Source organism: Actinomadura geliboluensis (genome assembly GCF_005889745.1).
Classification (GTDB): domain Bacteria; phylum Actinomycetota; class Actinomycetes; order Streptosporangiales; family Streptosporangiaceae; genus Spirillospora; species Spirillospora geliboluensis.
Genome location: NZ_VCKZ01000009.1, coordinates 1 through 20710, shown reverse-complemented (window position 1 = coordinate 20710; position 20710 = coordinate 1). Strand labels below are relative to the sequence as shown.

General features: G+C 73.8%; 24 protein-coding genes. 13 read left to right on the top strand and 11 right to left on the bottom strand.

Features of this window, described 5'->3' with window-relative positions:
• Positions 1-283: 283 nt before the first annotated feature.
• Complete coding sequence (locus tag ETD96_RS02915) at positions 284-1795, top strand: sigma-70 family RNA polymerase sigma factor (RefSeq protein WP_205719078.1); 1512 nt, start codon at positions 284-286, stop codon at positions 1793-1795.
• Here the strand turns inward: ETD96_RS02915 and ETD96_RS02910 are convergent, their stop codons facing one another.
• Positions 1796-2566, bottom strand: coding sequence for a CAP domain-containing protein (locus ETD96_RS02910; RefSeq protein ID WP_138633567.1), 771 nt, complete (start codon positions 2564-2566; stop codon positions 1796-1798).
• 312 nt (positions 2567-2878) lie between these two features.
• Between ETD96_RS02910 and ETD96_RS45700 the strand changes: the two genes are divergently transcribed.
• The 3 genes from ETD96_RS45700 to ETD96_RS02895 all read left to right on the top strand — a co-directional run bounded on the left by ETD96_RS45700 (position 2879) and on the right by ETD96_RS02895 (position 4393).
• On the top strand, positions 2879-3457 hold the full coding sequence (locus ETD96_RS45700) for an excalibur calcium-binding domain-containing protein (RefSeq protein WP_205719077.1): 579 nt from the start codon (positions 2879-2881) through the stop codon (positions 3455-3457).
• Positions 3458-3460: 3 nt separating this feature from the next.
• Positions 3461-3655 carry a cellulose binding domain-containing protein gene (locus ETD96_RS02900; protein ID WP_138633564.1) on the top strand — a complete coding sequence of 65 codons (195 nt, stop codon included), beginning with the start codon at positions 3461-3463 and terminating at the stop codon, positions 3653-3655.
• Between the two features lie 288 nt (positions 3656-3943).
• Entirely contained in the window at positions 3944-4393 is a 450-nt protein-coding gene (locus tag ETD96_RS02895; protein ID WP_205719076.1) for a CBS domain-containing protein, read from the top strand.
• Between the two features lie 81 nt (positions 4394-4474).
• Here ETD96_RS02895 and ETD96_RS02890 read toward each other — a convergent pair whose 3' ends face one another.
• Entirely contained in the window at positions 4475-4867 is a 393-nt protein-coding gene (locus tag ETD96_RS02890; RefSeq protein ID WP_138633558.1) for a PPOX class F420-dependent oxidoreductase, read from the bottom strand.
• 18 nt (positions 4868-4885) lie between these two features.
• Entirely contained in the window at positions 4886-5380 is a 495-nt protein-coding gene (locus ETD96_RS02885; RefSeq protein WP_138633555.1) for an NUDIX domain-containing protein, read from the bottom strand.
• A 144-nt stretch (positions 5381-5524) separates the two neighbouring features.
• Here ETD96_RS02885 and ETD96_RS02880 point away from each other — a divergent pair, with 144 nt between their 5' ends.
• From ETD96_RS02880 to ETD96_RS02865, 4 genes are all read left to right on the top strand, one after another.
• Positions 5525-5830 (top strand): PGPGW domain-containing protein, encoded by a 306-nt coding sequence (locus tag ETD96_RS02880; protein ID WP_138633647.1) that lies wholly within the window; start codon positions 5525-5527, stop codon positions 5828-5830.
• A 544-nt stretch (positions 5831-6374) separates the two neighbouring features.
• Positions 6375-7190 (top strand): SGNH/GDSL hydrolase family protein, encoded by an 816-nt coding sequence (locus tag ETD96_RS02875; RefSeq protein WP_138633552.1) that lies wholly within the window; start codon positions 6375-6377, stop codon positions 7188-7190.
• A 90-nt stretch (positions 7191-7280) separates the two neighbouring features.
• The gene (locus ETD96_RS02870; RefSeq protein ID WP_138633549.1) at positions 7281-7853 is read left to right on the top strand and encodes a TetR/AcrR family transcriptional regulator; all 573 of its coding nucleotides are present in this window, start codon (positions 7281-7283) and stop codon (positions 7851-7853) included.
• Entirely contained in the window at positions 7843-8652 is an 810-nt protein-coding gene (locus ETD96_RS02865) for an amidohydrolase family protein (RefSeq protein WP_205719074.1), read from the top strand. Before ETD96_RS02870 ends, ETD96_RS02865 begins: the two co-directional genes overlap by 11 nt.
• An 18-nt stretch (positions 8653-8670) precedes the next feature.
• On the opposite strand, the gene ETD96_RS02860 is transcribed toward ETD96_RS02865, so the two are convergent.
• Positions 8671-9690: a lysylphosphatidylglycerol synthase transmembrane domain-containing protein gene (locus ETD96_RS02860; RefSeq protein ID WP_171068825.1), complete on the bottom strand. Its 1020-nt coding sequence runs from the start codon at positions 9688-9690 to the stop codon at positions 8671-8673.
• Positions 9691-9935: 245 nt separating this feature from the next.
• Here ETD96_RS02860 and cqsA point away from each other — a divergent pair, with 245 nt between their 5' ends.
• On the top strand, positions 9936-11087 hold the full coding sequence (gene cqsA, locus ETD96_RS02855) for an alpha-hydroxyketone-type quorum-sensing autoinducer synthase (protein WP_138633543.1): 1152 nt from the start codon (positions 9936-9938) through the stop codon (positions 11085-11087).
• A 19-nt stretch (positions 11088-11106) separates the two neighbouring features.
• Here cqsA and ETD96_RS02850 read toward each other — a convergent pair whose 3' ends face one another.
• From ETD96_RS02850 to ETD96_RS44360, 5 genes are all read right to left on the bottom strand, one after another.
• Entirely contained in the window at positions 11107-12018 is a 912-nt protein-coding gene (locus tag ETD96_RS02850; protein WP_138633540.1) for an oxygenase MpaB family protein, read from the bottom strand.
• Positions 12019-12184: 166 nt separating this feature from the next.
• On the bottom strand, positions 12185-13378 hold the full coding sequence (locus ETD96_RS02845; protein ID WP_138633537.1) for a thiolase C-terminal domain-containing protein: 1194 nt from the start codon (positions 13376-13378) through the stop codon (positions 12185-12187).
• A gap of 99 nt (positions 13379-13477) precedes the next feature.
• Positions 13478-14533, bottom strand: a complete 1056-nt coding sequence (locus tag ETD96_RS02840) for a threonine aldolase family protein (protein WP_138633534.1) — start codon at positions 14531-14533, stop codon at positions 13478-13480.
• 63 nt (positions 14534-14596) lie between these two features.
• Positions 14597-15163 carry a hypothetical protein gene (locus tag ETD96_RS02835; protein ID WP_138633531.1) on the bottom strand — a complete coding sequence of 189 codons (567 nt, stop codon included), beginning with the start codon at positions 15161-15163 and terminating at the stop codon, positions 14597-14599.
• Between the two features lie 83 nt (positions 15164-15246).
• On the bottom strand, positions 15247-15423 hold the full coding sequence (locus ETD96_RS44360) for a hypothetical protein (protein ID WP_171068824.1): 177 nt from the start codon (positions 15421-15423) through the stop codon (positions 15247-15249).
• A 300-nt stretch (positions 15424-15723) separates the two neighbouring features.
• Between ETD96_RS44360 and ETD96_RS02830 the strand changes: the two genes are divergently transcribed.
• Positions 15724-17178, top strand: a complete 1455-nt coding sequence (locus ETD96_RS02830) for a helix-turn-helix domain-containing protein (protein ID WP_138633528.1) — start codon at positions 15724-15726, stop codon at positions 17176-17178.
• Here the strand turns inward: ETD96_RS02830 and ETD96_RS02825 are convergent.
• Positions 17162-17929 carry a histidine phosphatase family protein gene (locus tag ETD96_RS02825; RefSeq protein ID WP_138633525.1) on the bottom strand — a complete coding sequence of 256 codons (768 nt, stop codon included), beginning with the start codon at positions 17927-17929 and terminating at the stop codon, positions 17162-17164. The two genes, ETD96_RS02830 and ETD96_RS02825, sit on opposite strands and share 17 nt — an antisense overlap.
• Before the next feature lie 121 nt (positions 17930-18050).
• On the opposite strand from ETD96_RS02825, the gene ETD96_RS02820 reads away from it, so the two are divergent.
• Together ETD96_RS02820 and ETD96_RS02815 are read left to right on the top strand one after the other, a co-directional pair.
• On the top strand, positions 18051-18416 hold the full coding sequence (locus ETD96_RS02820; RefSeq protein WP_138633522.1) for a hypothetical protein: 366 nt from the start codon (positions 18051-18053) through the stop codon (positions 18414-18416).
• A gap of 157 nt (positions 18417-18573) precedes the next feature.
• Complete coding sequence (locus ETD96_RS02815) at positions 18574-18981, top strand: hypothetical protein (protein WP_138633641.1); 408 nt, start codon at positions 18574-18576, stop codon at positions 18979-18981.
• Between the two features lie 61 nt (positions 18982-19042).
• Here the strand turns inward: ETD96_RS02815 and ETD96_RS02810 are convergent, their stop codons facing one another.
• Positions 19043-19630, bottom strand: a complete 588-nt coding sequence (locus tag ETD96_RS02810) for an NERD domain-containing protein (protein ID WP_138633519.1) — start codon at positions 19628-19630, stop codon at positions 19043-19045.
• A gap of 468 nt (positions 19631-20098) precedes the next feature.
• Here ETD96_RS02810 and ETD96_RS02805 point away from each other — a divergent pair.
• A partial coding sequence (locus ETD96_RS02805) for a DEAD/DEAH box helicase (RefSeq protein ID WP_138633516.1) occupies positions 20099-20710 on the top strand: 612 nt, incomplete at its 3' end.

Genomic DNA, 20710 nt, shown 5'->3' with positions numbered 1-20710 from the left:
CTCTTTCCATCGAAGCGCACTGGATCTGTTCTCGCTCCGGCGCAACCACACGTCGGGAGTTGGCCCGCACGCACGGCCGACATCCTGGATCACGCGCTGCACATCGTCACGTACATGAGTGACACCGCCTGCCCGCCCTGGCCTGCCGTCCTCGACCGCAGGCCCATTGGCGGCACGCCGTGACCAGGGACGAGGCAGAATTGGCGGGTTTCCTGTTATCTCTGGTGGTTTCGGAGGTCTCCAGAGGGACCGGCGGCGACTCTCTGGAGGGCGAAGGATGCGTGTGGGCACGGATGTGGACGTGCTGGTCCGGGCGGCGCAGGACGGGGATGCCGGCGCCCGGGAGCAGCTGGTAGCCGACCATCTGCCGCTGCTCTACAACGTGGTCGGCTGGGCGCTCGGCGGCCACGCCGACGTGGACGACGTCGTCCAGGAGTCGGTGCTGCGCGCCCTCGGCGGGCTGGGCGGGCTGCGGGAGCCGGCGCGGTTCCGGTCGTGGCTGGTCTCCATCGCCATGAACCAGGTGCGCCGCCGCTGGTCGGCCCAGCGCGCCGGGACGCCGATGGATCCGCAGGCCATGGCCCAGGTGGCGGGCACCGAGGACGACTTCGCCGGTCTTGCCGTCCTGCGGCTGGAGCTGTCGGAGCAGCGCCGCGAGATCGCTGAGGCGACGCGGTGGCTGGACGCGGGGGAGCGCGAGCTGCTCGGGCTGTGGTGGCTGGAGGCGTCCGGCCATCTGACGCGGCGGGAGCTGGCGGACGGGCTCGGGCTGCCGGTGGCCCACGCGGCGGTGCGGGTGCAGCGGATGAAGAAGCAGCTGGCGACATGCCGCGCCGTGGTGCGCGTGGTGAGCGGTCGGCGGTGCGGCGGGCTTGAGCCGGTCCTCGCGGGCTGGGACGGACGGCCGTCGCCGCTGTGGCGTAAGCGGATCGCCAAGCATATCCGGGACTGCCGCTCCTGCACCGCCCGCCAGCGTGACCTCGCCCCGCCCGAAGCGCTGCTGGCGGGCCTGGTCATGGTGCCCATGCCCGCCGACTCCTCGCTGCACGCGGCGTTGACCGGGCTGCACTCCCTGCTGGACGCCGGTAACGCGGCAGCGGGCGCGGGCAACGCGGCCTCCGGCGCGGGCACAACCGCGTCTGGCGCGGGCACATCCTCGACAGGTGCGACGCACTCCGGGACGGGTGCGGTGAAGTCGTCCGCCGGCGCCGCGCGCTGGGTGGCGGGGGCGGCGGCCGCCGGTGTCGCCGCGGCGGTCGTCTACTGGTCGCTGCCGGAACCGGTCGATCCCGTGCGCCCTGCGCCCGATGCAGCCGCCCCGGCGCCCGTCCAGCGGACGACCCCGAGCACCCCGCCGCCCACGCCCGAGGCCGCGCCGGACAAGGCCCGGGTCACGCCGCCGCGCGCCCCCGCCACCGTCGAGCAGCGGGTCGTGACGCTGGTCAATGCTCAGCGGGCGGCGGCCGGGTGCCCGCCGCTGCGCGTCTCGCCTGAGCTGCACCGGGCGGCGCAGCGGCATTCCGAGGACATGGCGTCCCACCGCGTCCTCGACCACCGCGGCTCCGGCGGCGACGGGCCGGGGGAGCGGATCACCGCCGCCGGATTCCGGTGGAGTGCGTGGGCGGAGAACATCGCCCGCGGCCCATCGGGACCGCCCGCCGTCGTGAACACCTGGATGGACAGCTCCGGCCACCGGGCCAACATCCTCAACTGCGGGTTCACGAAGGTCGGGATCGGGGTCGTGCAGGGTTCCGGAGGCCCCTGGTGGACGCAGGTGTTCGCGACGCCCCGGTGATCAGCGGGCGGCGCCGAACACCTGCGTCCAGTACGGTCCGCCGGACTTCACCACGCCCACGCCGATCTCCCGGAAGCTGCAGTTCAGGATGTTCGCGCGATGCCCTGGGCTGTTCATCCAGGACGTCATGACGCTCGCCGGGGTCGGCTGCCCCTTGGCGATGTTCTCGCCGTAGGTGGACCAGCGGTATCCGGCGGCGGTGATCCGGTCGCCGGGGCTCTTGCCGTCCGGGTTGGTGTGGTCGAAGAAGCCGCGCCGCGCCATGTCGGCCGAGTGACCCTGCGCCGCCGCGGCAAGCTTGCCGTTGGACGTCAGCGCCCGGCAGCCGTTCTTGGCGCGCTCCTTGTTCACCAGCGAGATGACCTGCGCCGCGGCGCCTCCGGCCACCGGCGCGGACGGCGTCTTCGGCCGGGCGGGCGGGGGCGCGGCCGGACGCGAACGCGTCGCGCGCGGGGTCGGCGTGCGCGGCTTGGAGGTCTTCCGCGGCTCCTTACGGGTCTGCTTGGGACTGGCCGTCTCGCTCGGCGACGGCTTCGCGGTGTCGAGCGGGGCGACCGGGGAGGACGAGGGGGACACCGAGGTGTCGCTCGCGGCCGGGGCGGCGCCGGGGCCGCCGTCGAACGCGCCGCTCGCCACGCCGGCGATCCCGCCGATCACCAGCACCCCCGCCGCGCCCGCGGCCGTCCACGCCGCCGCGCGCCCGGACACCGTCCGCTGCTGCCGCCGCCTCGGGCCCGGCCCGCCGGCCCTGGGGGGAAGGGGGTTGCTCATGGCGATGCCACGTCCTCTCTCGTCGGATGTCCGTAGATACGGTGCAGACCTCCGACAGGACGGGCGATAACAGAAAAATCAGAGTCGATCGTGAAATCCAGCCACCCGTCCGCAAGGACGCGGGCGCAAGCCGGACCCAGGCCGAGGCGAGGCGGCGGCGACGCGAACGCTCTCCATGGACCGCTCGCGACGCCCGGTCGGCGAGATTTGGCTGACTATTGGTCTCACTCTGCGCCCCACTGATCCGGATATCACCGTTCTTCAGGTGGAATGAACTCCGATGCGGCGGACTCCGCAGACGAAGGCCATGCCATGACTGCCGATTCCCGCCCACCCGCGAAGCGGTGGATCCTCGCGGCCCTCACCGCCCTGGGGGCGGTGCTGCTCCTCGCCAACCTCGCCGCCTGCGGCGGCGAGACGCAGCGGAAGACGTCGCAGGGCAGCCGGGGACCTGCGCCGCCGCCGTCCTCGTCCTCGACGGAGCCGCCGGACGAGGGCGGGCCGCCGTCCTCCGAACGGCGGGGAGGGAACGGCCTGGATCCGCGTTTCCGCACCTGTGCCGAGGCGAATGCCGCCGGGTACGGCCCGTACGTGAAGGGCACCGACCCCGAGTACGCCTGGTATCAGGATCGCGACGGCGACGGCATCGACTGTGAGTTCGCGCACGGCGGCGAGCCGTCGAGCCCGGCTCCCGCCCCATCGCCGACCGAGGAGCCGTCCACCTCCGAAGAGCCGTCCGCGCCGACTGAGGAGCCGTCGGACTCGGGGCCGAGCCTGGAGCCCGCCCCCAGCGACGAGCCGTCCGAGCAGACCACCCCTAGCGACGAGCCGTCCGAACCCGGGCCGAGCGAGGAGCCCCCGGCGCCCAGCTCGTCAGGCGGGCAGCCCTAGCGGATGCGCCGCCCGAACGGCCCCGCCCAAGCTGAAAATCGATGGAGATGGAACGCCGGCCGCAGCGGCAGCAGCGGCGCGGTCCAGTTCACGAACGTCGGCTTCAACGGCTCGCTCGCCGCCGGCCAGTCGACGGAGTTCGGCTTCCAGGGGACCGGCACCGGCACCGGGATGGCTCCCACCTGCTCCGCCAGGTGATCCCGTGACGCCCGGCCCGGCGCCCGGCACGGAAGGCCCGGCGCCTCCGCACCGGGCCCCGGGCCGGGCCGTGCGCGCCCCGTCCACCCGCCCCGGTCGGGATCATTCCCGCGATATCGGGAAGACTGATACCGACCTGCCGACGAGCGGCCCGTTCCGGCCCGGTGCGGACCGGAATGACCGCGACATCTAAGGTCATATGGGAGGACGACGGACGGGGCTTCATCCACCGGCGGTGGCGGGAGCCCGCGCGATTCTGGGGCGGCAGCAGTGAAGGTCAAAGAGATCATGACGAGCCCGGTGATCACCGTGGAGCGGGACGCGGCCGTGCCCGACGTCGCGGCCCTGCTGCGCGCCCGCCGGATCAGCGCCGTCCCCGTCGTCGACGGGCACGGGGCCGTCGTCGGCCTGGTCAGCGAGTACGACCTGCTGGCCCGCGAGGGGCGGACCGCCGCCGACGTGATGACCGCCGCCGTCATCAGCGTCACCGAGGACACCGACGTCGAGGAGGCACGCCACCTGCTCCTCGAACGGCGCATCCGCCGCGTGCCGGTGCTGTCGGGCCGCGAACTCGTCGGCATCGTCGCCCGCTCGGACGTCATGGCGCTGCTGACCACCGAATGGGCGTGCGAGGTCTGCGGCGAGGTCGTCCGCGGCGAGCACGCGCCGCCCCGCTGCCCGAAGTGCCATGCCACCGCCGACCGGTTCGAACTCCAGGAGCCCCTCCCGGGCGCCTGAGCCGTCCCGTGCGCGGGGTGACCGAACGCCGCCGGCGCATCGGCCCGGAGCGGACGCCCCGAGCGCCGCGCCCGGCGGCCGTTACGGAATGGTCCGCCGGGTCATCCCCTCCGCCTCCGGGTCGATCCCCCAGGAGAAGACGACGCGCGGGTGGATGCGGATGACGTCGTCGGCGCCCTGCGGCCCTTCGACGACCGCGGGCTCGGCGCGCCCCCGGACCTCGACGCCCCGCACCCTCCAGGGCTGGACGGACGCCAGGTCGTCGACGACGAAGGCCACCTGGTCGTTGTCGCGCAGGTTCCGGTACTTGCGGCTCTCGGCGAGGTTCCAGCCGCGGATGTCGATGGTGCCGGTCTCGGCGTTGTAGGCGAAGCCGACCGGGTTGTTCTGCGGGTCGCCCTTGGGGCCCACGGTGGCGAGGCGCCCGAGCCGCTGCGTGGACAGGTATTCGCGTTCGATGTCGGTGAGGCTCATACCGTCCAGCCTGCGACCTCAACCGAGCTTGAGGTCAAGTGCTTCGATGACGTTCCGGAGCCGGGGCGACATCCGCTCGGGCAGCTCGTCCACGGGGAACCAGCGCGCTTCGAGGACCTCCGCCGCGTCCAGGGCGAGCAGCCCGCCGACGACCCGCGCCTCGTAGTACGCCTCGACCCGGTGCCGGAAACCGCTCGCCACCCGCAGCGGGGGCCCGGCGACCTCCACCTCCAGCGCGGTCTCCTCCCGCACCTCCCGGACGACCCCGTCCTCCAGCCGCTCACCGGCGTTCACGTACCCGCCGGGCAGGCCCCACGCCCGGTACGCGGGCCACAGCCGGTGCCGCAGCAGCAGGATCCGGCCCCGCTCGTCCCGGACGATCCCGCCCGCGTACACCAGAAACGTGTGGTGGCGGAACCGTGCGACGCGCCACTGCATCCGCCCGCTGAGCCGCCGCCACACTGGCGCGGCCAGTACCCCGAGACGCGCGCGCACACCGGACGGGATCTTCATTACCGAGATGCTAGCCGTCGCCGCGCGGCCCCACGGTCCTGCCTCGTGGTCCTCGTCACATCCCGCCCCGACTGGGATCTCGGGCGCCGCCGCCGTTCGTCGGACAACACAAGGACGCGCCACGGGGAGGACGCAGTGACGACCATGATGGAACGCCCAGCGCTTGAGAAGGAGCCCGCCGGCCGCACGCCCGAGGGCGGTGCGCCCATCCGCCGCGCGCCCGTCCGCCTGCTCCGCAAGGTGGCGGTCGCCACCGCCGGGGCCGCCCTGATCGTCGCGGGCGTCGCCATGCTCGTCCTGCCGGGCCCGGGCGTCGTCGCCATCCTCGCCGGCCTCGGCCTCCTCGGCACCGAGTTCCCGACGGCCCGCCGCATCAGCACCCGCCTGAACGGCTACGCCAAGACCGCCTGGCACAAGATCCGCACAGCGGCCGGCCGCCCCAAATCCTGATCACCGCCCCGCTCCGGGGCATTGCGGATTTTATCCGGCCTCGGTGAGGCGATGCGCGGCACGGAAACGCGGCCGGGCCCGGTAGAGCGACGGCGGTATTGCCCTTTAAGGGCCGCCGGATATCGAGGCCGCATCCCCGGGCCGCTCTGAAGGCTGCGCCGTACCAGGCGCTCTGACCACCGAGCCTTTCCCGGCCGAGCACCTCCCGTGCGCCGACGAGATCGCCGCGCGGGAGGTCAGGCGCGTCACGGCGTTCCCAGGTGGCAGCGGACGTTCCCGGAAACTCTCCCCGTCCACGGTGGGCGACCGATCACGCCCGGCCCCTTGCGGCCGGGCGGAAGTGATTCCTGTGATCTCTGAGACGGCCGGGATTCACCGGATAATGGTCGTCACTTGCTGGGCTTGTCGGCCCGGAAATTCCGTGCTATCTCGGATTGCAACGGCGAATTCTGACAAATAGTGTTGATCAGTCTCAGGGCTTGGGGGAATGGCGGGACGGGTATAAGGCGAGCGGCATAATTCGATACGACGCTCCGGAGTGCAGATGCGTCTCACCCGCCCCTGTCTGGCCGCTCTCGGTGCGGTGACACTCGCCGCCACATCACTGCTCTGGTCCGGTTCCGCCGCGGCGGCCGGGACCAACTACGTCGCACTCGGGGATTCCTACTCGTCCGGCACGGGGGCCGGGAACTACGATCCGGCGAGCGGATCGTGCAACCGCAGCGCCAACGCCTACCCGAACCTGTGGGCGGCGGCGCACTCGACGAGCTCGTTCAAGTTCGTGGCCTGCTCGGGGGCGACGACAGCGACCGTGGCGAGCGGGCAGCTCGGGGCGCTCAGCTCGTCGACGACGCTCGTCAGCGTCACCGCCGGCGGCAACGACGCCGGGTTCGCCGACGTCATGCAGACCTGCGTCCTGTACTCGACCACGACCTGCCAGAGCCGGGTGGCCCAGGCCGAGACCTACATGCGGAACACGCTGCCCGGGCGGCTCGACTCGCTGTACTCCCAGATCCACGCGAAGTCGCCGTCCGCGCGGGTGGTCGTGCTCGGCTACCCGCGCCTGTACAAGATCGTGAGCGTGTGCGTGGGGCTGAGCAACGCCAAGCGCACCGCGCTCAACGAGGCCGCCGACACCCTCGACGGCGTCATCGCCCAGGCGGCGGGGCGCGCCGGGTTCACCTGGTCGGACGTCCGGGACGAGTTCGCCGGCCATGAGCTGTGCTCGGGCGACGACTGGCTCAACGCGGTCACGATCCCGCTGGAGTCGTCCTACCACCCGACCGCGCTCGGTCACCGGCTCGGCTACCTGCCCGCGCTGACCGGCTCGGCGAGCCTGGCCCTGCAGCAGCAGGGCTGACCCCGCCTCCGGCCCCGGCCGCTCGCCCACCCCGGCGGCCGGGGCCGTCCGCTGCCAGAATGTTGTTCTGGTGTGGCAGAATAATGTTCTGTGAGTGAGGCGGGACGGGACAGGATCCTGCGGGCGGCGCTGGAGGCGTTCGGCCGCGACGGGGTGGCCGGGACGACGCTGAGCGCGCTGCGGGCGGCCAGTGGGGTCAGCGTCGGCAGCTTCTACCATCACTTCTCCGGCAAGGAGCAGGTGGCGGAGGCCCTGTTCGTCGAATGCGTGTCCCTGTACCAGGACGCGTTCCTCGCCGAGCTCAAGGCGCATGCCAGCGCGCGCGGGGCGGTGACGGGTGTCGTGGCGTTCCATGTGCGGTGGTGCAGGGAGCATGCCGCCAGGGCCCGGTTCATGTTCACCGAACGCCCTGCGGCGAGTGACGCGCTGGCCGAGCGCAACCGGGCGTTCTACCGGGAGGTACGCGCCTGGTGGCGCGTCCAGGCGCGGCATGGCGCGCTGATCGATGTGGACACCATGACCGCGTTCGTGCTGTGGCTCGGCCCCGCCCAGGAGTTGTGCCGGTTCTGGCTCAACGGGCAGGGCGCCGAGCCGGACGGCGGGCAGGTCGAGGTACTGAGTGAGGCCGCGTGGCGGTCGGTGGGGAGCAGCCGTGGTGATTGACGCGTGGATGCAGCACGGAACCGTGCGGTTCCTGCAGCACGAGATGCTGGACTCGCTGTGGCGGTGGCTGGGCCGCAAGCCGCCGGCGGAGGAGGTGCCCGTCGCGGAGACCGTCGCCGCCATGGACGCCGGGGGAGTGGACGTCGGCCTCATCAGCGCCTGGTACGGGCCCGAGGGCGACCTGGTGAGCAATGACGAGGTCGCCTCGTTCGTCCAGCAGGCCGAGGGCCGGCTCATGGGCGTCGCGTCGGTGGACCTGCGCAAGCCCATGGAGGCCGTGCGGGAGCTGAGGCGGTGCGTGCGCGACCTCGGTTTCAAGGGCCTGCGCGTGGTGCCGTGGCTGTGGGAGGCGCCGCCGACCGACCGCCGCTACTATCCGCTGTTCGCCGAGTGCGTGGAGCTCGGCGTCCCCTTCTGCACGCAGGTGGGGCACACCGGGCCGCTGCGCCCGAGCGAGACGGGACGGCCGATCCCGTACATCGACCAGGTCGCGCTCGACTTCCCTGAGCTGGTCATCGTCGGCGGCCACATCGGCTACCCGTGGACGGAGGAGATGGTCGCGGTCTGCCGCAAGCACCCGAACGTCTACATCGACACATCCGCGTACACGGTCCGCAGGTATCCGCCCGAGCTGGTCCGGTACATGGCGCAGGACCGGCACCACAAGGTCATGTTCGGCACCAACTACCCGATGCTGACCCCGGAGCGGGCGCTCCAGGGCCTGGACGGCCTCGGCCTGGACGAGGCGGCCCGGGAGGCGTTCCTGTCCGGCAACGCCGCGCGGGTCTTCCGCATTTAGTGATCTACAATGTAAAGGTCACCGGCGGAGCGTCCGGCACGCGAGCAGCCCCACCGGGACCGGCGCCCAGAACGTGACCGCGCGGAACAGCAGCACGGCCTGCAGCGCCGGCCCGGCCTCGACGCCGAGCGCGGCCAGCGCGGCGACGAGCGCGGTCTCGGTGGGGCCGACGCCGCCGGGCAGCGGGACGGCCCCGCCGGCGGCGGCTCCCACCAGGTAGGCGGCGAGGAGCGGCAGGGCGTCGCCGGGGCCCGCCGCCGTGCCGGGCACGGCGAGGACGCTGAGCGCGAACGCGATCGCGAGGGCGAACGTGGTCCCGGCGGAGGCGGCCAGGGTGACCGCCAGGTCGCGGGGGCGGCGGCACAGGCCGGCGAACCCGGCGGCGGCCCGTCCGACGGCGGGTGAGCGGGCGGCGCGGCGGCCCCACAGCACGGCGGCGGGCAGCAGCACGCCGCCCGCGATGAGCAGCGGGACGGGCGGGACGAGCCCGGCGGCCCGGGCGGCGTGCTCGCCCAGCGCGTCCAGCATCGGGCCGTTCCCGCCGCCGGCGGCGAGGACGGCGCCGAGCAGCAGCAGGTCGGCGGGGACACCCGCCACCTGCAGGACGGCGACGGCGACTGCGGCGCGGGGGAGCGGCAGCCCGCGGCAGACGAGGTAGCGGGTGTTGACGGCGACCGCGCCGAGCCCGCCCGGGGTGACCCGGTTGGCGGCGGACGCGGTGAACTGGGCGAGCGTCGTGGCGACCAGCGGCAGCGGGCGGCCCGCGGCGCCGCGCAGCGCGACCGCGGAGCAGACGTAGTGCAGCACGCACAGCAGGACGAGGGCGGGGAGGAACTCCCAGCGCATGTGGCCGAGGGCGGCGGCCGCGGGGCGCAGCGGGCCGAGGACGACCAGCAGTGCGGTGGCGAGGCCGGCCAGCACGACCCCCGCGATCGTCCAGCGGGCCCGGTGGGCCCGCTGGACGAGAGGAGGCGGTGCGGTGTCGGCGCCGGTGTCGGCGGCCACCGCGGGTTCGGCGCCGGCGGCGATCGTGGTCACACCCCAGTGATCGGTGATGGGAATGACGAGCGTGCGACCTGCTGATACCCGGTGAAGCGAACGATATGGGACGTTTACCCGACAGGCCGGAGAAGTCATGTGCGCTCGGTGACGGGCGCCCGGCCGGGATACGGCATTTTCTCCGGCGGCGCGCCGGGTTTGGTCGCCGTCCGAGATTCTTTTCACACTATGATCAGGGATCGCTACAGGACGTGACGATCATTTGACCGGGGAGTGTGACGACCATGACCAGCGCTCACCAGCGGCTGGGCGAACGCATACGGGTGTTCCGGGGCACGCGGGGCGGCCGCCGGACCGTGCCCGCGACGGCCCCCGGCGACCGCGCGATCGTCCTGACCTGTAGCGACTACCTCGCCCTGGCCGAGCATCCGGCGATCACCGCCGCCATGATCGCCAGCCTGCGGGCGACGGACGGCGCGGTGCCCGCGCCCGGCCCGTGCCTGCCCGACGACCACCCGCAGCTCGTCCTCGGCGCGCGGTTCGCCCGGCACCTGGGCGCGCGGGCGGGGGTGCTGTGCCCGTCCGGCTGGGCCGCCAACACCGGGCTGCTGCAGGTGGTCGCCGGGCCCGACGTCCCGGTCTACCTGGACGTCCTCGCGCACATGTCGCTGTGGGAGGGGGCGCGGGCGGCGGGCGCGGAGCTGGCCTACTTCCGCCACAACGACCTCGACCACCTGCGCCGCCGGATCGAGGTGGGCGGCTCCGGCGTGATCGCCGTGGACGCCGTCTACAGCACCGACGGCTCGGTGTGCCCGCTGCCCGGCCTGGTGGAGGTGGCCGCGGAGCACGACTGCCTCCTGGTCGTGGACGAGTCGCACTCGCTCGGCACGCACGGCGAGCGGGGCGAGGGCCTGGTCGCGGCGTCCGGGCTGACCGGGCGCGTCGACTTCCGCACGGCGAGCCTGGCGAAGGCGCTCCCGGGGCGCGCGGGGCTGATCGCCTGCGACCGTCCCGGCTTCGCGGACTACTTCGCGCACACCGCGCTCCCGGCGGTGTTCAGCTCGACGCTGCTGCCGCACGACATCGCGGGCCTCGCGGCGGCGCTGAAGGTCGTGCGCCGGGAGGGCCGGCGGCGCGACCGGCTCCGCGCGGTCGCGGCCCGGCTGCGCGCCGGCCTGGCGGAACTCGGCTACACCCTGGTCGAGTCCGACTCGCAGATCATCGCGCTGGAGGCGGGGTCGGAGGCCGAGGCGACCCTGATGCGGGACGCGCTGGTCGGCCGCGACATCTTCAGCGCGGCGCTGTTCCCGCCGACGGCGTCGGTGGGCCGCACGCTGGTGCGGCTCTCCGCCCATGCCGGGTTGACGGACGGGGACGTCGCCCGCGTCCTGGAGGCGTGCGAGGAGCTGCGCCCCCAGGTCGCCGCCGCCGTGTGAGGGCGCCGCCGTGTGAGGGTCACGCGGCGGGCCGGTACCGGTCCTCGCGGGTCTGGGCGCCGATGTAGCGGAGCATGCTGCGCAGGGCCCAGTGGTTGACGCCGCTCGGCATCATCCGGTAGCCCTGCCGGTTGGCCAGCGCGAGCGCGGCGAACCGGGCCTGGTCGAGCGCCGACCAGGGGATGTCGAACCGCTCCCGGACGAGCGGCGGCAGGCAGCCGAAGGTGATGAGCCGCAGCGGGCGCTCGATGACCATGCGCCCGGCGCGGTCGAGGCGGGGCCCGCCGACGGGCAGGATCGTGATGGTCTCGGACCCGTGCCTGGCGATCTCCAGTGCGCGGGCGGCGGCGGGGGTGAGTTCGAGCGTCCGGGCGCAGACGTGCCAGAACTTGGACTGGAACGCCGCGTAGTCGGCGGGGACGGGCCGCATGCTGACGCCGTACCGGGAGTACCAGGTGACGGTCTCGGCGTACATCTGCTCGTGGTCCTCGGCGGTGAGGGTGCCGGGGTGGAAGGTCTCGGCGGCCTTGAAGATCTCCCAGGTGAAGGTGGCGTGCGCCCACCAGAAGGTCTCGGGTTCGAGGGCGTGGTAGCGGCGGGCGTGCTCGTCGACCCCGCCGATGCCGCGGTGCAGGTCGCGGATGCCGCGGGCGCGGGTGACGCCGTCCGGCGCGAGGATCGTCGCCCAGATCTGCGGGACGGACCGGTGGATCCGGTCGAACGGGGCGTCGAAGAACGCGGAGTGCTCGCCGACGCCGGCGCCGATGCCGGGATGCATGAGCTGCATGAGCCCGGCGGCGGCCCCCGGGAGCAGCGAGCGCAGATCGGCGGCGTGCCGCCAGAGCAGCGTCCCGGGCACGAGCGGCGCGTGCGCGGCGGTCCGGGACGACCGGGCCCGGCCGGCGGCGACGGACGAGGACGAGGCGGGCATCGCACCTCCAGGCCGGTGATCGCTTACCACGAGCATAACGAAGCTGAGACAAGAATCAAGCTTTGTCGCACGTCCCGCGATGGCCGGGCGGCAGTCGGTGCCGGAAAAGCGGCGGGCGGGTGCGGAGGAGGCCTCCGCACCCGCCCGGCGGGTGTTCTGAGCGAGGTCAGGCGGTGGCGGGCTTGTAGACGGCCACGGCGCAGGCGCTGCCGAGGCCGATGTTGTGCTGGAGGGCGACGCGGGCGCCTTCGACCTGGCGCTTGTCGGCCTGGCCGCGCAGCTGCCAGGTCAGCTCGGCGCACTGGGCGAGGCCGGTGGCGCCGAGGGGGTGGCCCTTGGAGATCAGGCCGCCGGAGGGGTTGACGACCCACTTGCCGCCGTAGGTGGTGGCCTGGTCGTCGATGAGCTTGTGGCCCTCGCCGACCTCGGCCATGCCGAGGGCCTCGTAGGTGATGAGCTCGTTGGCGCTGAAGCAGTCGTGGAGCTCGATGACGTCGACGTCGTCGATGGAGACCTGCGCCTCGTCCATGGCCTTGCGCGCGGCCTGCTGCGAGACGCCGAACCCGACGACCTGGATGGAGGAGTGGTCCTCGAAGCTCTGCGGTGTGTCGGTGGCGATGTGGTGCCCGGCGATCTCGACGGCCTGGTCCCACAGGTCGTTCTCGTCCAGGAACCGCTCGCTGACGACGAGCGCGGCGCCGGCCCCGTCGGAGGTGGGGGAGCACTGCAGCTTGGTCAGCGGGTCGAAGATCATCGTGGCGTTCTTGACGTCGTCGAGCGAGTACTCGGTCTGGAACTGCGCGTACGGGTTGTTGACCGAGTGCTTGTGGTTCTTCCAGCCGATCCACGCGTAGTGGTCGGGAGTGGAGCCGTACTTCTCCATGTGCTCGCGGCCGGCGTTGCCGAACATCTGCGGCATGGGCGCCTTGTCCAGCTCCCACTCGCGGCCCGCGGTCATGGAGCGCAGGTGGTGGTCGATGATGGTGACCTTGGACTCGCCGACGCCGGCGCCGAGCGAGCCCTTCTTCATCTTCTCCATGCCGAGCGCGAGCGCGCAGTCGGCGAGCCCGCCGCGGACGGCCTGGCGGGCGAGGAACAGCGCGCTGGAACCGGTCGCGCACGCGTTCATCACGGTCATGACGGGGATGCCGGTCATGCCGGTCTCGTAGAGGGCGCGTTGGCCCATCGACCCGTACATGGAGCCCGCGTAGGCCATCTCGATCTTGTCGTAGCCGACGCCGGCGTCCGCCAGGGCCTTGCCGACGGCCTCCTTGGCCATGTCGGGGTACTCCCAGTCGCGGGAGCCGGGCTTCTCGAACTTGGTCATGCCCACGCCGACGACGAAGGTGCGGTTGGCCATCGGGCTCGCCTCCTGTAACCGAATGCTGTTCGGTGACACGATAACGCGCCGCCCGCGGGGCCGCCGGGGCGCTCTCGATGATCGGGACGAACCCGCCGGTCAGCCCGGCATCTCGGCGGCGAGGGCGGCGGCGAACGCGGCCACGTCCTGCTCGGTGGTGTCGAACGAGCAGACCCAGCGGACCTCGCCGGTCGCCTCGTCCCAGGTGTAGAAGGCGAATCGCTCGCGCAGCCGCTCCGCGACGTCCTTCGGGATGACCGCGAAGACGGTGTTCGCCTGCACCGGCTGCGTGATCTCCACGCCGGGGACGGCGCGGGCGGCGGCCTCCAGCCGGCCCGCCAACGCGATGGCGGGCGCGGCGTTGCGCAGCCACAGGTCGCCGTCCAGCAGCGCGACGAGCTGCGCCGACACGTACCGCATCTTCGACGCCAGCTGCATGCTCGACTTGCGCAGGTAGCTCACCCCGCGGACGGCGTCCGGGTTCAGGACGACGATCGCCTCGCCGAGCAGCAGGCCGTTCTTGGTGCCGCCGAACGACAGCACGTCCACGCCCGCGTCGGTGGTGAGGGCGCGCAGCGGGACGCCGAGGGACGCGGCGGCGTTCGCGATGCGGGCGCCGTCCATGTGCACGGTCATGCCGCGCTCGTGCGCCGCCGCCGCGACGGCCGCGGTCTCCTCCGCCGTGTATACGGTGCCGAGCTCGGTGCTCTGCGTGATCGACACGACGGCGGGCTGCCGCCGCTGGACGTTGCCGAACCCGGTCGCGTACCGCTCGACCAGCCCGGGGGTCAGCTTGCCGTCCGGCGCCGGGACGGTGATCAGCTTCAGCCCGGCGATCTTCTCGGCGGCGCCGCACTCGTCGGTGTTGATGTGCGCCGACTCCGGGCACACGACCGAGCTCCACCGCTCCGACATCGCCTGCAGCGACACCACGTTCGCGCCCGTCCCGTTGAACACCGGGTACACCTCGGCGCGGTCGCCGAAGTGCCGCCGGACGACCGCGCGGAGCCGGCCGGTGACCGCGTCGTCGCCGTAGGCGGGCTGGTGCCCGGTGTTGACCTCGGCGAGGGCGGCGAGGACGTCGGGGTGGACGCTCGCCTGGTTGTCGCTGGCGAAACCGCGCGCGGCGGGAGGGGTCTCGGGCGGGTGAGTCATGCGCCCATTCTCCCGGACGGCGGCGGCCCGCCGGATCGCCGGCCCAGCGGGGCCCGCCGATCGCTAGGCCGGGCGGTCGGTGATGTTCTGCACCGGCGCGGGCGCGGCGTCGGCCGGCGGGTGCTCGGCGGCGCGCAGCGCCATGCGGGCGCGCATGGCGTCGAGGTCGTCGCCGAACCTGGCCACGGTCGACTGCAGGTCGCGCCAGAGCCCGGTGCGCTGCTCCAGCTGGGCGACCTTGGTGCGCAGCTCACCGAGGCGCCGCTCGGCGGTGTCCAGCCGGGCGCCGTGGCCGGCGGTGTCGCGGCCGGTGCGGATGAGGCTGGTGGCGACGGCGGCCAGGTCGCGCTCGGTGTCGTCCATCCGCTCGTCGATGCGCGGCAGCAGCCGGTCGTTGAGCTGCCCGACGAGGGAGTCGAGCTCGGTGCGGACGGTGCGCAGCTCGGCGTCCTGGTCGCGGACGGTCTGCTCTAGGATCGCGATGCGCTCGACGAGTGCGGGGAGCAGCCGGCCCAGCTCCACCGACCGTTCCAGATCCCGTCCCACCTTGGCGAGCAGGCCGACGCCCTCGCGCAGATGGCGCTCCGCCTCGGCGGCGGCGCGGCGGACGAGACCCGGGATCACGGTCATGGCGCTCCCTCCAGGGGCCGGTCGGGCGGAATCTCCTTAAACTGTAGGCGAACCGAGCGTGAACATTTTGTGAACCCGGATGTTTATTTCGGCGTCCGGGCGCGCCTCCGGGCGGCCGGCGGGCGGCGCGTCCGGCCCGCCGCCGGCGGCGGCACGGCGCAGGTGCAAAGGCCCCGGCGGACGATGAGCCAGGCGCGTTCGGCGGTGTAGTCCGCGCGGCTGAGCGCCGGGCGGACGCGGTGGCAGGTCAGGCAGAGCATGTGCGGTCGGTCCTCCCCGTAGCGGCCGGGAGCCCCCCGCGCCCGGTGGGTCGTTCCGGCCCGCCGCCCCGCGCGCATTCCCCCCGGATGCGCGGACGGGGCGGCGGGACCCACAGGATGGCCCTTCGTCTCCCAGCCGCCGGTAACGGTAGGCGTCCCCAGGTTGCATGCACGTTGCGACCGGATGCTCACGGAGCGTGTCCCCATCCGGCCGTGCGGGATCCGTGGAATCGGTTGCGCCGAACCCCGCGGGGGGCGGATCCTCGGACCGGCCGAGGTTCTCTCCGGGGGAAGGGACTGATGGTGGTGCGCGATCCGGTGGCCGTCCGCCTGCCCATCTCCGAGTCCTGGCGGCGCTCCCGGGACGCGGGCGTCGACGCGGGCGTGCAGGCGGCGCCGCTGGTGTACGAGCGGGACGTCCTCGCCGACGCCCGCGACGTCCACCCCCTGCAGCCGCACCTGCCGATGCTGGAGTCGCTGCTGCGGCGGGTCGCGGACGAGACCGAGCACCTGATGGTGATCACCGACGCGGACGGGCACGTGCTGTGGACGCAGGGCCCGCCGGCCGCGCGCCGGGCCGCCGACGCGATCGGGCTGACCGAGGGGTTCCGCTGGGCGGAGGACGCGGTCGGCACCAACGGGATCGGCACCGCGATCGCCGCGGGCCGGCCGGAGTACGTCTACGCCGCCGAGCACGTCGCGCACGTCCTGCACCGCTGGTCGTGCGCGGGCGCGCCGATCATCGACCCCGACTCGGCGCGGGTGGTGGGGTGCATCGACGTCAGCGCGACCGTGGCGGCGCTGCATCCGGCGACCGTCGCGCTGGTGGCCGCCGCGGCGCGGCTGGCCGAGTCGCGGCTGGAGAACGAGATGCTGGTGCGGGACGAGCGGCTGCGCGAGCGGCTGCTGCCGCACCTGCGCGGGCTCGGCGGGGGCGGCCTGCTGGTGACCGCCACCGGCCGGGTGCTGGCGGCGGGCGCGGCCGGGCTGCGCGGGCTGCGGCTGGCCGTCCCCGAGCCCGGCGGGACGGTCGCGCTGCCGGACGGCCGCGTCGCCGTCGCCGAGCCGCTCGGCGAGGCGTTCCTGCTGCGGTCGGCCGACCGGGTCGGCGCGCGGGTGGTCCCCGACCCCGGCGCGGAGGCGGCGCCGGCGGCCCGGCCGGCCGCCGGCGACGGGCCGCTGCTGGCGCTGTCGCTGCTCGGCGACGGGCAGCCGCACGCGCTGCTGGACGGGCGGCGCTTCGAGCTGACGCTGCGGCACGCCGAGATCCTCGCGCTGCTGGCGCTGCATCCGCGCGGGCTGAGCGGCGACCGGCTCTCGCTGTGCCTGTACGGCGACGACGGCAGCCCGGCGACCGTGCGGCCGGAGATCCACCGGCTCCGCCAGCAGTTCGGCGACATCGTCAGGGCCCGCCCGTACCGGCTCGGCTGCGCGGTCGAGGCCGACTTCATCACGGTCCGGCGGCTGCTGGACGACGGCGACGCCGGCGGCGCGGTGCGGCTGTACGGGGGCGAGCTGCTGCCCCGTTCGGACGCGCCGGCGATCCGCGCGGAGCGCGACGAGCTGGCGGTGCGGGTGCGGCGGCAGGTGCTCGACCGCGGCGGCGCCGAGACGCTGTGGGCCTACGCGCAGACCGAGCCGGGCCGCGCCGACCTGGAGGCGCTGGAGCGGCTGCGCGCGATGCTGCCCGCGGGCGATCCGCGGCGGGCCGCGGTCGCCTCGCGCAGCGACCGGCTGCTCAGCGGCGAGCTGTAGAGCGCGGCTCCGCGGGGGCCGCGGGGGGCGGCGCGCCGAGGCCGGTCAGGTGGGCGCAGTCGTTGTAGCAGACGGCCTGGAGGCCGGAGCCGTCGCCGCGCCAGCGGGTGACCGAGGCGTTGCCGACGGGTTCCTTCTCGATCCGCATGATCTCGGCCTCGGTGAGGTCCTCCACCAGGTAGCGGGTCATGACGATGATCGCGTCGTGGGTGACGACGAGGACGCGGCCGCCGGGGGCGTCGGCCTCCAGGTCGCGGTAGAAGCTGCGCAGCCGCAGCGCGAGGTCGGCCCACGACTCCCCGCCGGGCGGGCGGTAGTAGAACTTGCCGAGCTGGTCCAGCCGGGCGGCCTCGGCGGGGAACCGGCGGCGGACGCCGAGGGCGGTGAGGCCCTGCAGGACGCCCTGCTCGCGGTCGCGGAGCCGCTCGTCGACCCGCAGCCGGGGGCCGCCGGGGTGCCGCGGGGCGGCGTAGGAGGTCTGCGCGAGGGCGATCTCGGCGGTGTCGACGGTGCGCAGGTAGGGGGAGGCGATGACGTGCGTCGGGCGCTCGTCCTCGGGGAGCGCGGCGAGCCAGCGGCCGAGGGTGGCGGCCTGGGCGCGGCCGGTGTCGGACAGGGGGATGTCGGCGTCGCGTTCGGTGATGCCGGCCTCTTCGGCATCGGTGCCGAGGACGGCCTGGTAGGCGAGGTTGCCGGTGCTCTCACCGTGCCGGGTCAGGTTCAGCCACTGCAGCGCTCTCACGCCCGCCATGCTGCCATGTCCCGGGGGCGGGCCGGTGCCCGTGCGCGCTTCCCGCCGTGCGGCCAAAGCGATTCCGCCCCGGGGCCAAGGCGATTCCGCTGTGCTCTACGGCCGGTAGTACTCTCGTTCCGTGACCGACGTCCTGGGCACCGTGATCATCGTGGTGGCGCTGCTGACCGCCGTTTACGCGCTGGTGTCGGCGCTGCGCAACCGGGCGATGGACCTCGGGCACCTGATCGCGCTCGGCGCGCTGGAGGCGCTGCTGATCGCGCAGGCGGTCGTCGCGTTCGTGAAGCTGTCGGGCGGCGAGGGGCCGGACGGCACCGCCACCTTCGTCGGCTACCTGCTGGGCTCGCTGCTGATCCCCGTCGCGGGCGCCGGATGGGGGCTGCTGGAGCGCACCCGGTGGGGGGCCGCCGTCATCGTCGTCGCGGGGGTGGCCGTGGCCGTCATGGTCGTCCGGATGGACCAGTTGTGGAGCGGTAGCGGTGTCTGAGCCCGAAAGAACGCGCGCCGAGCGGGCCGAGCGGGCTGAGCGGGCCGGGGGCGAGTCCGTCCGGCCCGGGGCCCGCGCGGACGGCGGCGCCCGCGCCGGCGCCCCCGCCCGCACGGGTGGCGGGTCCCGGCCCGGGACCGCGGGCGGGCCGGGACGGCTGCTGGTCGCCGTCTACGCGATCTTCGCGCTCGCGGCCGGTGCGCGGGCGGCGGTGCAGATCGCCACCCAGTACTCCGAGGCGCCGCTGGCCTACGCGCTGTCGGCGTTCGCCGCGGCCGTCTACGTCCTGGCGACGGTGGCGCTGGCCCGCGGCGGCCGCACCTCGTTCCGGGTCGCCGTCGCGGCCTGCTCGACCGAGCTCGCCGGGGTGCTGGTGGTGGGCACGCTGAGCCTCGCCGACTCCGCCGCGTTCCCCGACGAGACCGTCTGGTCCCTGTACGGGCGCGGCTACGGGTTCGTCCCGCTGGTGCTGCCGGTCGTGGGCCTGTGGTGGCTGCGCCGCACCGCCCGCGCGGGCGGCGGAACCCGCGCGGGCGGTGGGCGCCCTGTGAGCGGCGGCGTGTGAGCCCTCCGGCCACAGGTGTCGGGTGGTCATCGCTGCCCCTTCCGGCGGCGGGGCCCGCCGCCTAGGCCGCCGCGGACAGCGACGACCGGCCGCCGATCGGGAGGGCCTGCACGGCGGCGCGCATGATCGCCTCGACCTCGTCGGGCGACAGGTCGGCGGTGGGGTTGCGGCGCATCCAGCGGACCAGTTTCAGCGGCGGCGCGAACACGATGCCGTCGGCGGCGAACGGGGTGCGGACGAGGTCGCCGCCGTGCACGGCGAGCACGGGCGTCACCTCCACCGGGACCTCGGCGACGCGGGAGACCGCCACGGCGGCGGCCTCGGCCCGCGCCGTCAGCGCGCCGACCAGCTTGGACTGGGTGCGGCCGTCGATGAACAGCTTGCCGCCGTGGTGGGAGATCTCCGCGTCGGGGTGCCATGCCTCGTTGTGGACGAGCCAGAGCCCGCCCGGCCCGATGACGAGCTGGTCGGCGGTGCCGTGGCCGGGGACGGTCCGGGCGTGCAGCACGCGGTGGCCGTTGCGCTCCAGTGTGTAGCGCAGCACCCGGTTCATGCGCTCGTCGCCGCGCAGCCCGAGCCGCCATACCCGGGACGAGTGGTACACGCGCCAATGGACGAACACGTCTGCGGACGCCACCGCAACGGCCATGATGATTCCGAATAGCGGGTTGACGAGCAGTCCGCACAGTATGAGCGTCGCCGCGGCCAGAAATGCGCGGGTCCGCAATCTCCCTTTTCGGCCGCGCTGCCAGAGCTCCTCGTACACCGCCTGCGGCGAACCGCCGGTGAACGCCGGCCTGTCCCTGAGGTAGATGGAGCTGCCGAACATGCCGAACCTCCCAGCACCTGCGATGACGCCATCATTATGGGGACGCCGATGCGATTTGCGCCACACTTCGCAAGGTGACTTATATCAAACTGCCAAGTCAGTTCCGGGGCTTGAAGTCATTGCTCACCTGCTCTTTCGCCAGGATTGGGAGGGGGGAGAGGCGGGAAGAATCCGGAACGTCCCGGAGAATGCAATGAAAGGCTCGATGCAAGTATCACCGCAACGAACAGAGCCTTTTTCGGTGCAATGGATTTCCGCTGCGGCGGGCGGGGCGGGCAGACTGGGGCGATGCAGCTGAGCGCCGCCGAGAACCTGCCCGTCCACCGCGCCGTCCCCGCGCTGCGCGCGGCGCTGGACGGGCACGGCGCCGCGGTGCTGTCGGCGCCGCCGGGCACGGGCAAGACGACCCTGGTGCCGCTCGCCCTGGCCGGGCTCGCCCTCGGCGGCCCGCCTGCGGCCGGGAAGGTGCTGGTGCTGGAGCCGCGCCGGCTCGCGGCCCGCGCCGCCGCCCGCCGGATGGCCTGGATCCTCGGCGAGCGCGTCGGCGGCGCGGTCGGCGTCACCGTGCGCGGCGAGAACCGCCCCGGCACCCGCGTCGACGTCGTCACGACGGGCGTGGTGCTGCAGCGCCTGCAGTCCGACCCGGAGCTGGACGGCGTCGGCACGGTGATCCTGGACGAGTGCCACGAGCGGCACCTGGACGCCGACACCGCGCTGGCGTTCCTGCTGGACGTCCGCGCGGCGCTGCGCCCCGACCTGCGGCTGGTCGCGGCGTCCGCGACCGCCGACACCGGCCCGTGGGCGCGGCTGCTCGGCGGCGCGCCCGTCGTGGAGACCGAGGCCGCGCTGCACCCGGTGGAGGCGGTGTGGGCGCCGCCGGAGCGGCCCCTCCCCTGTCCC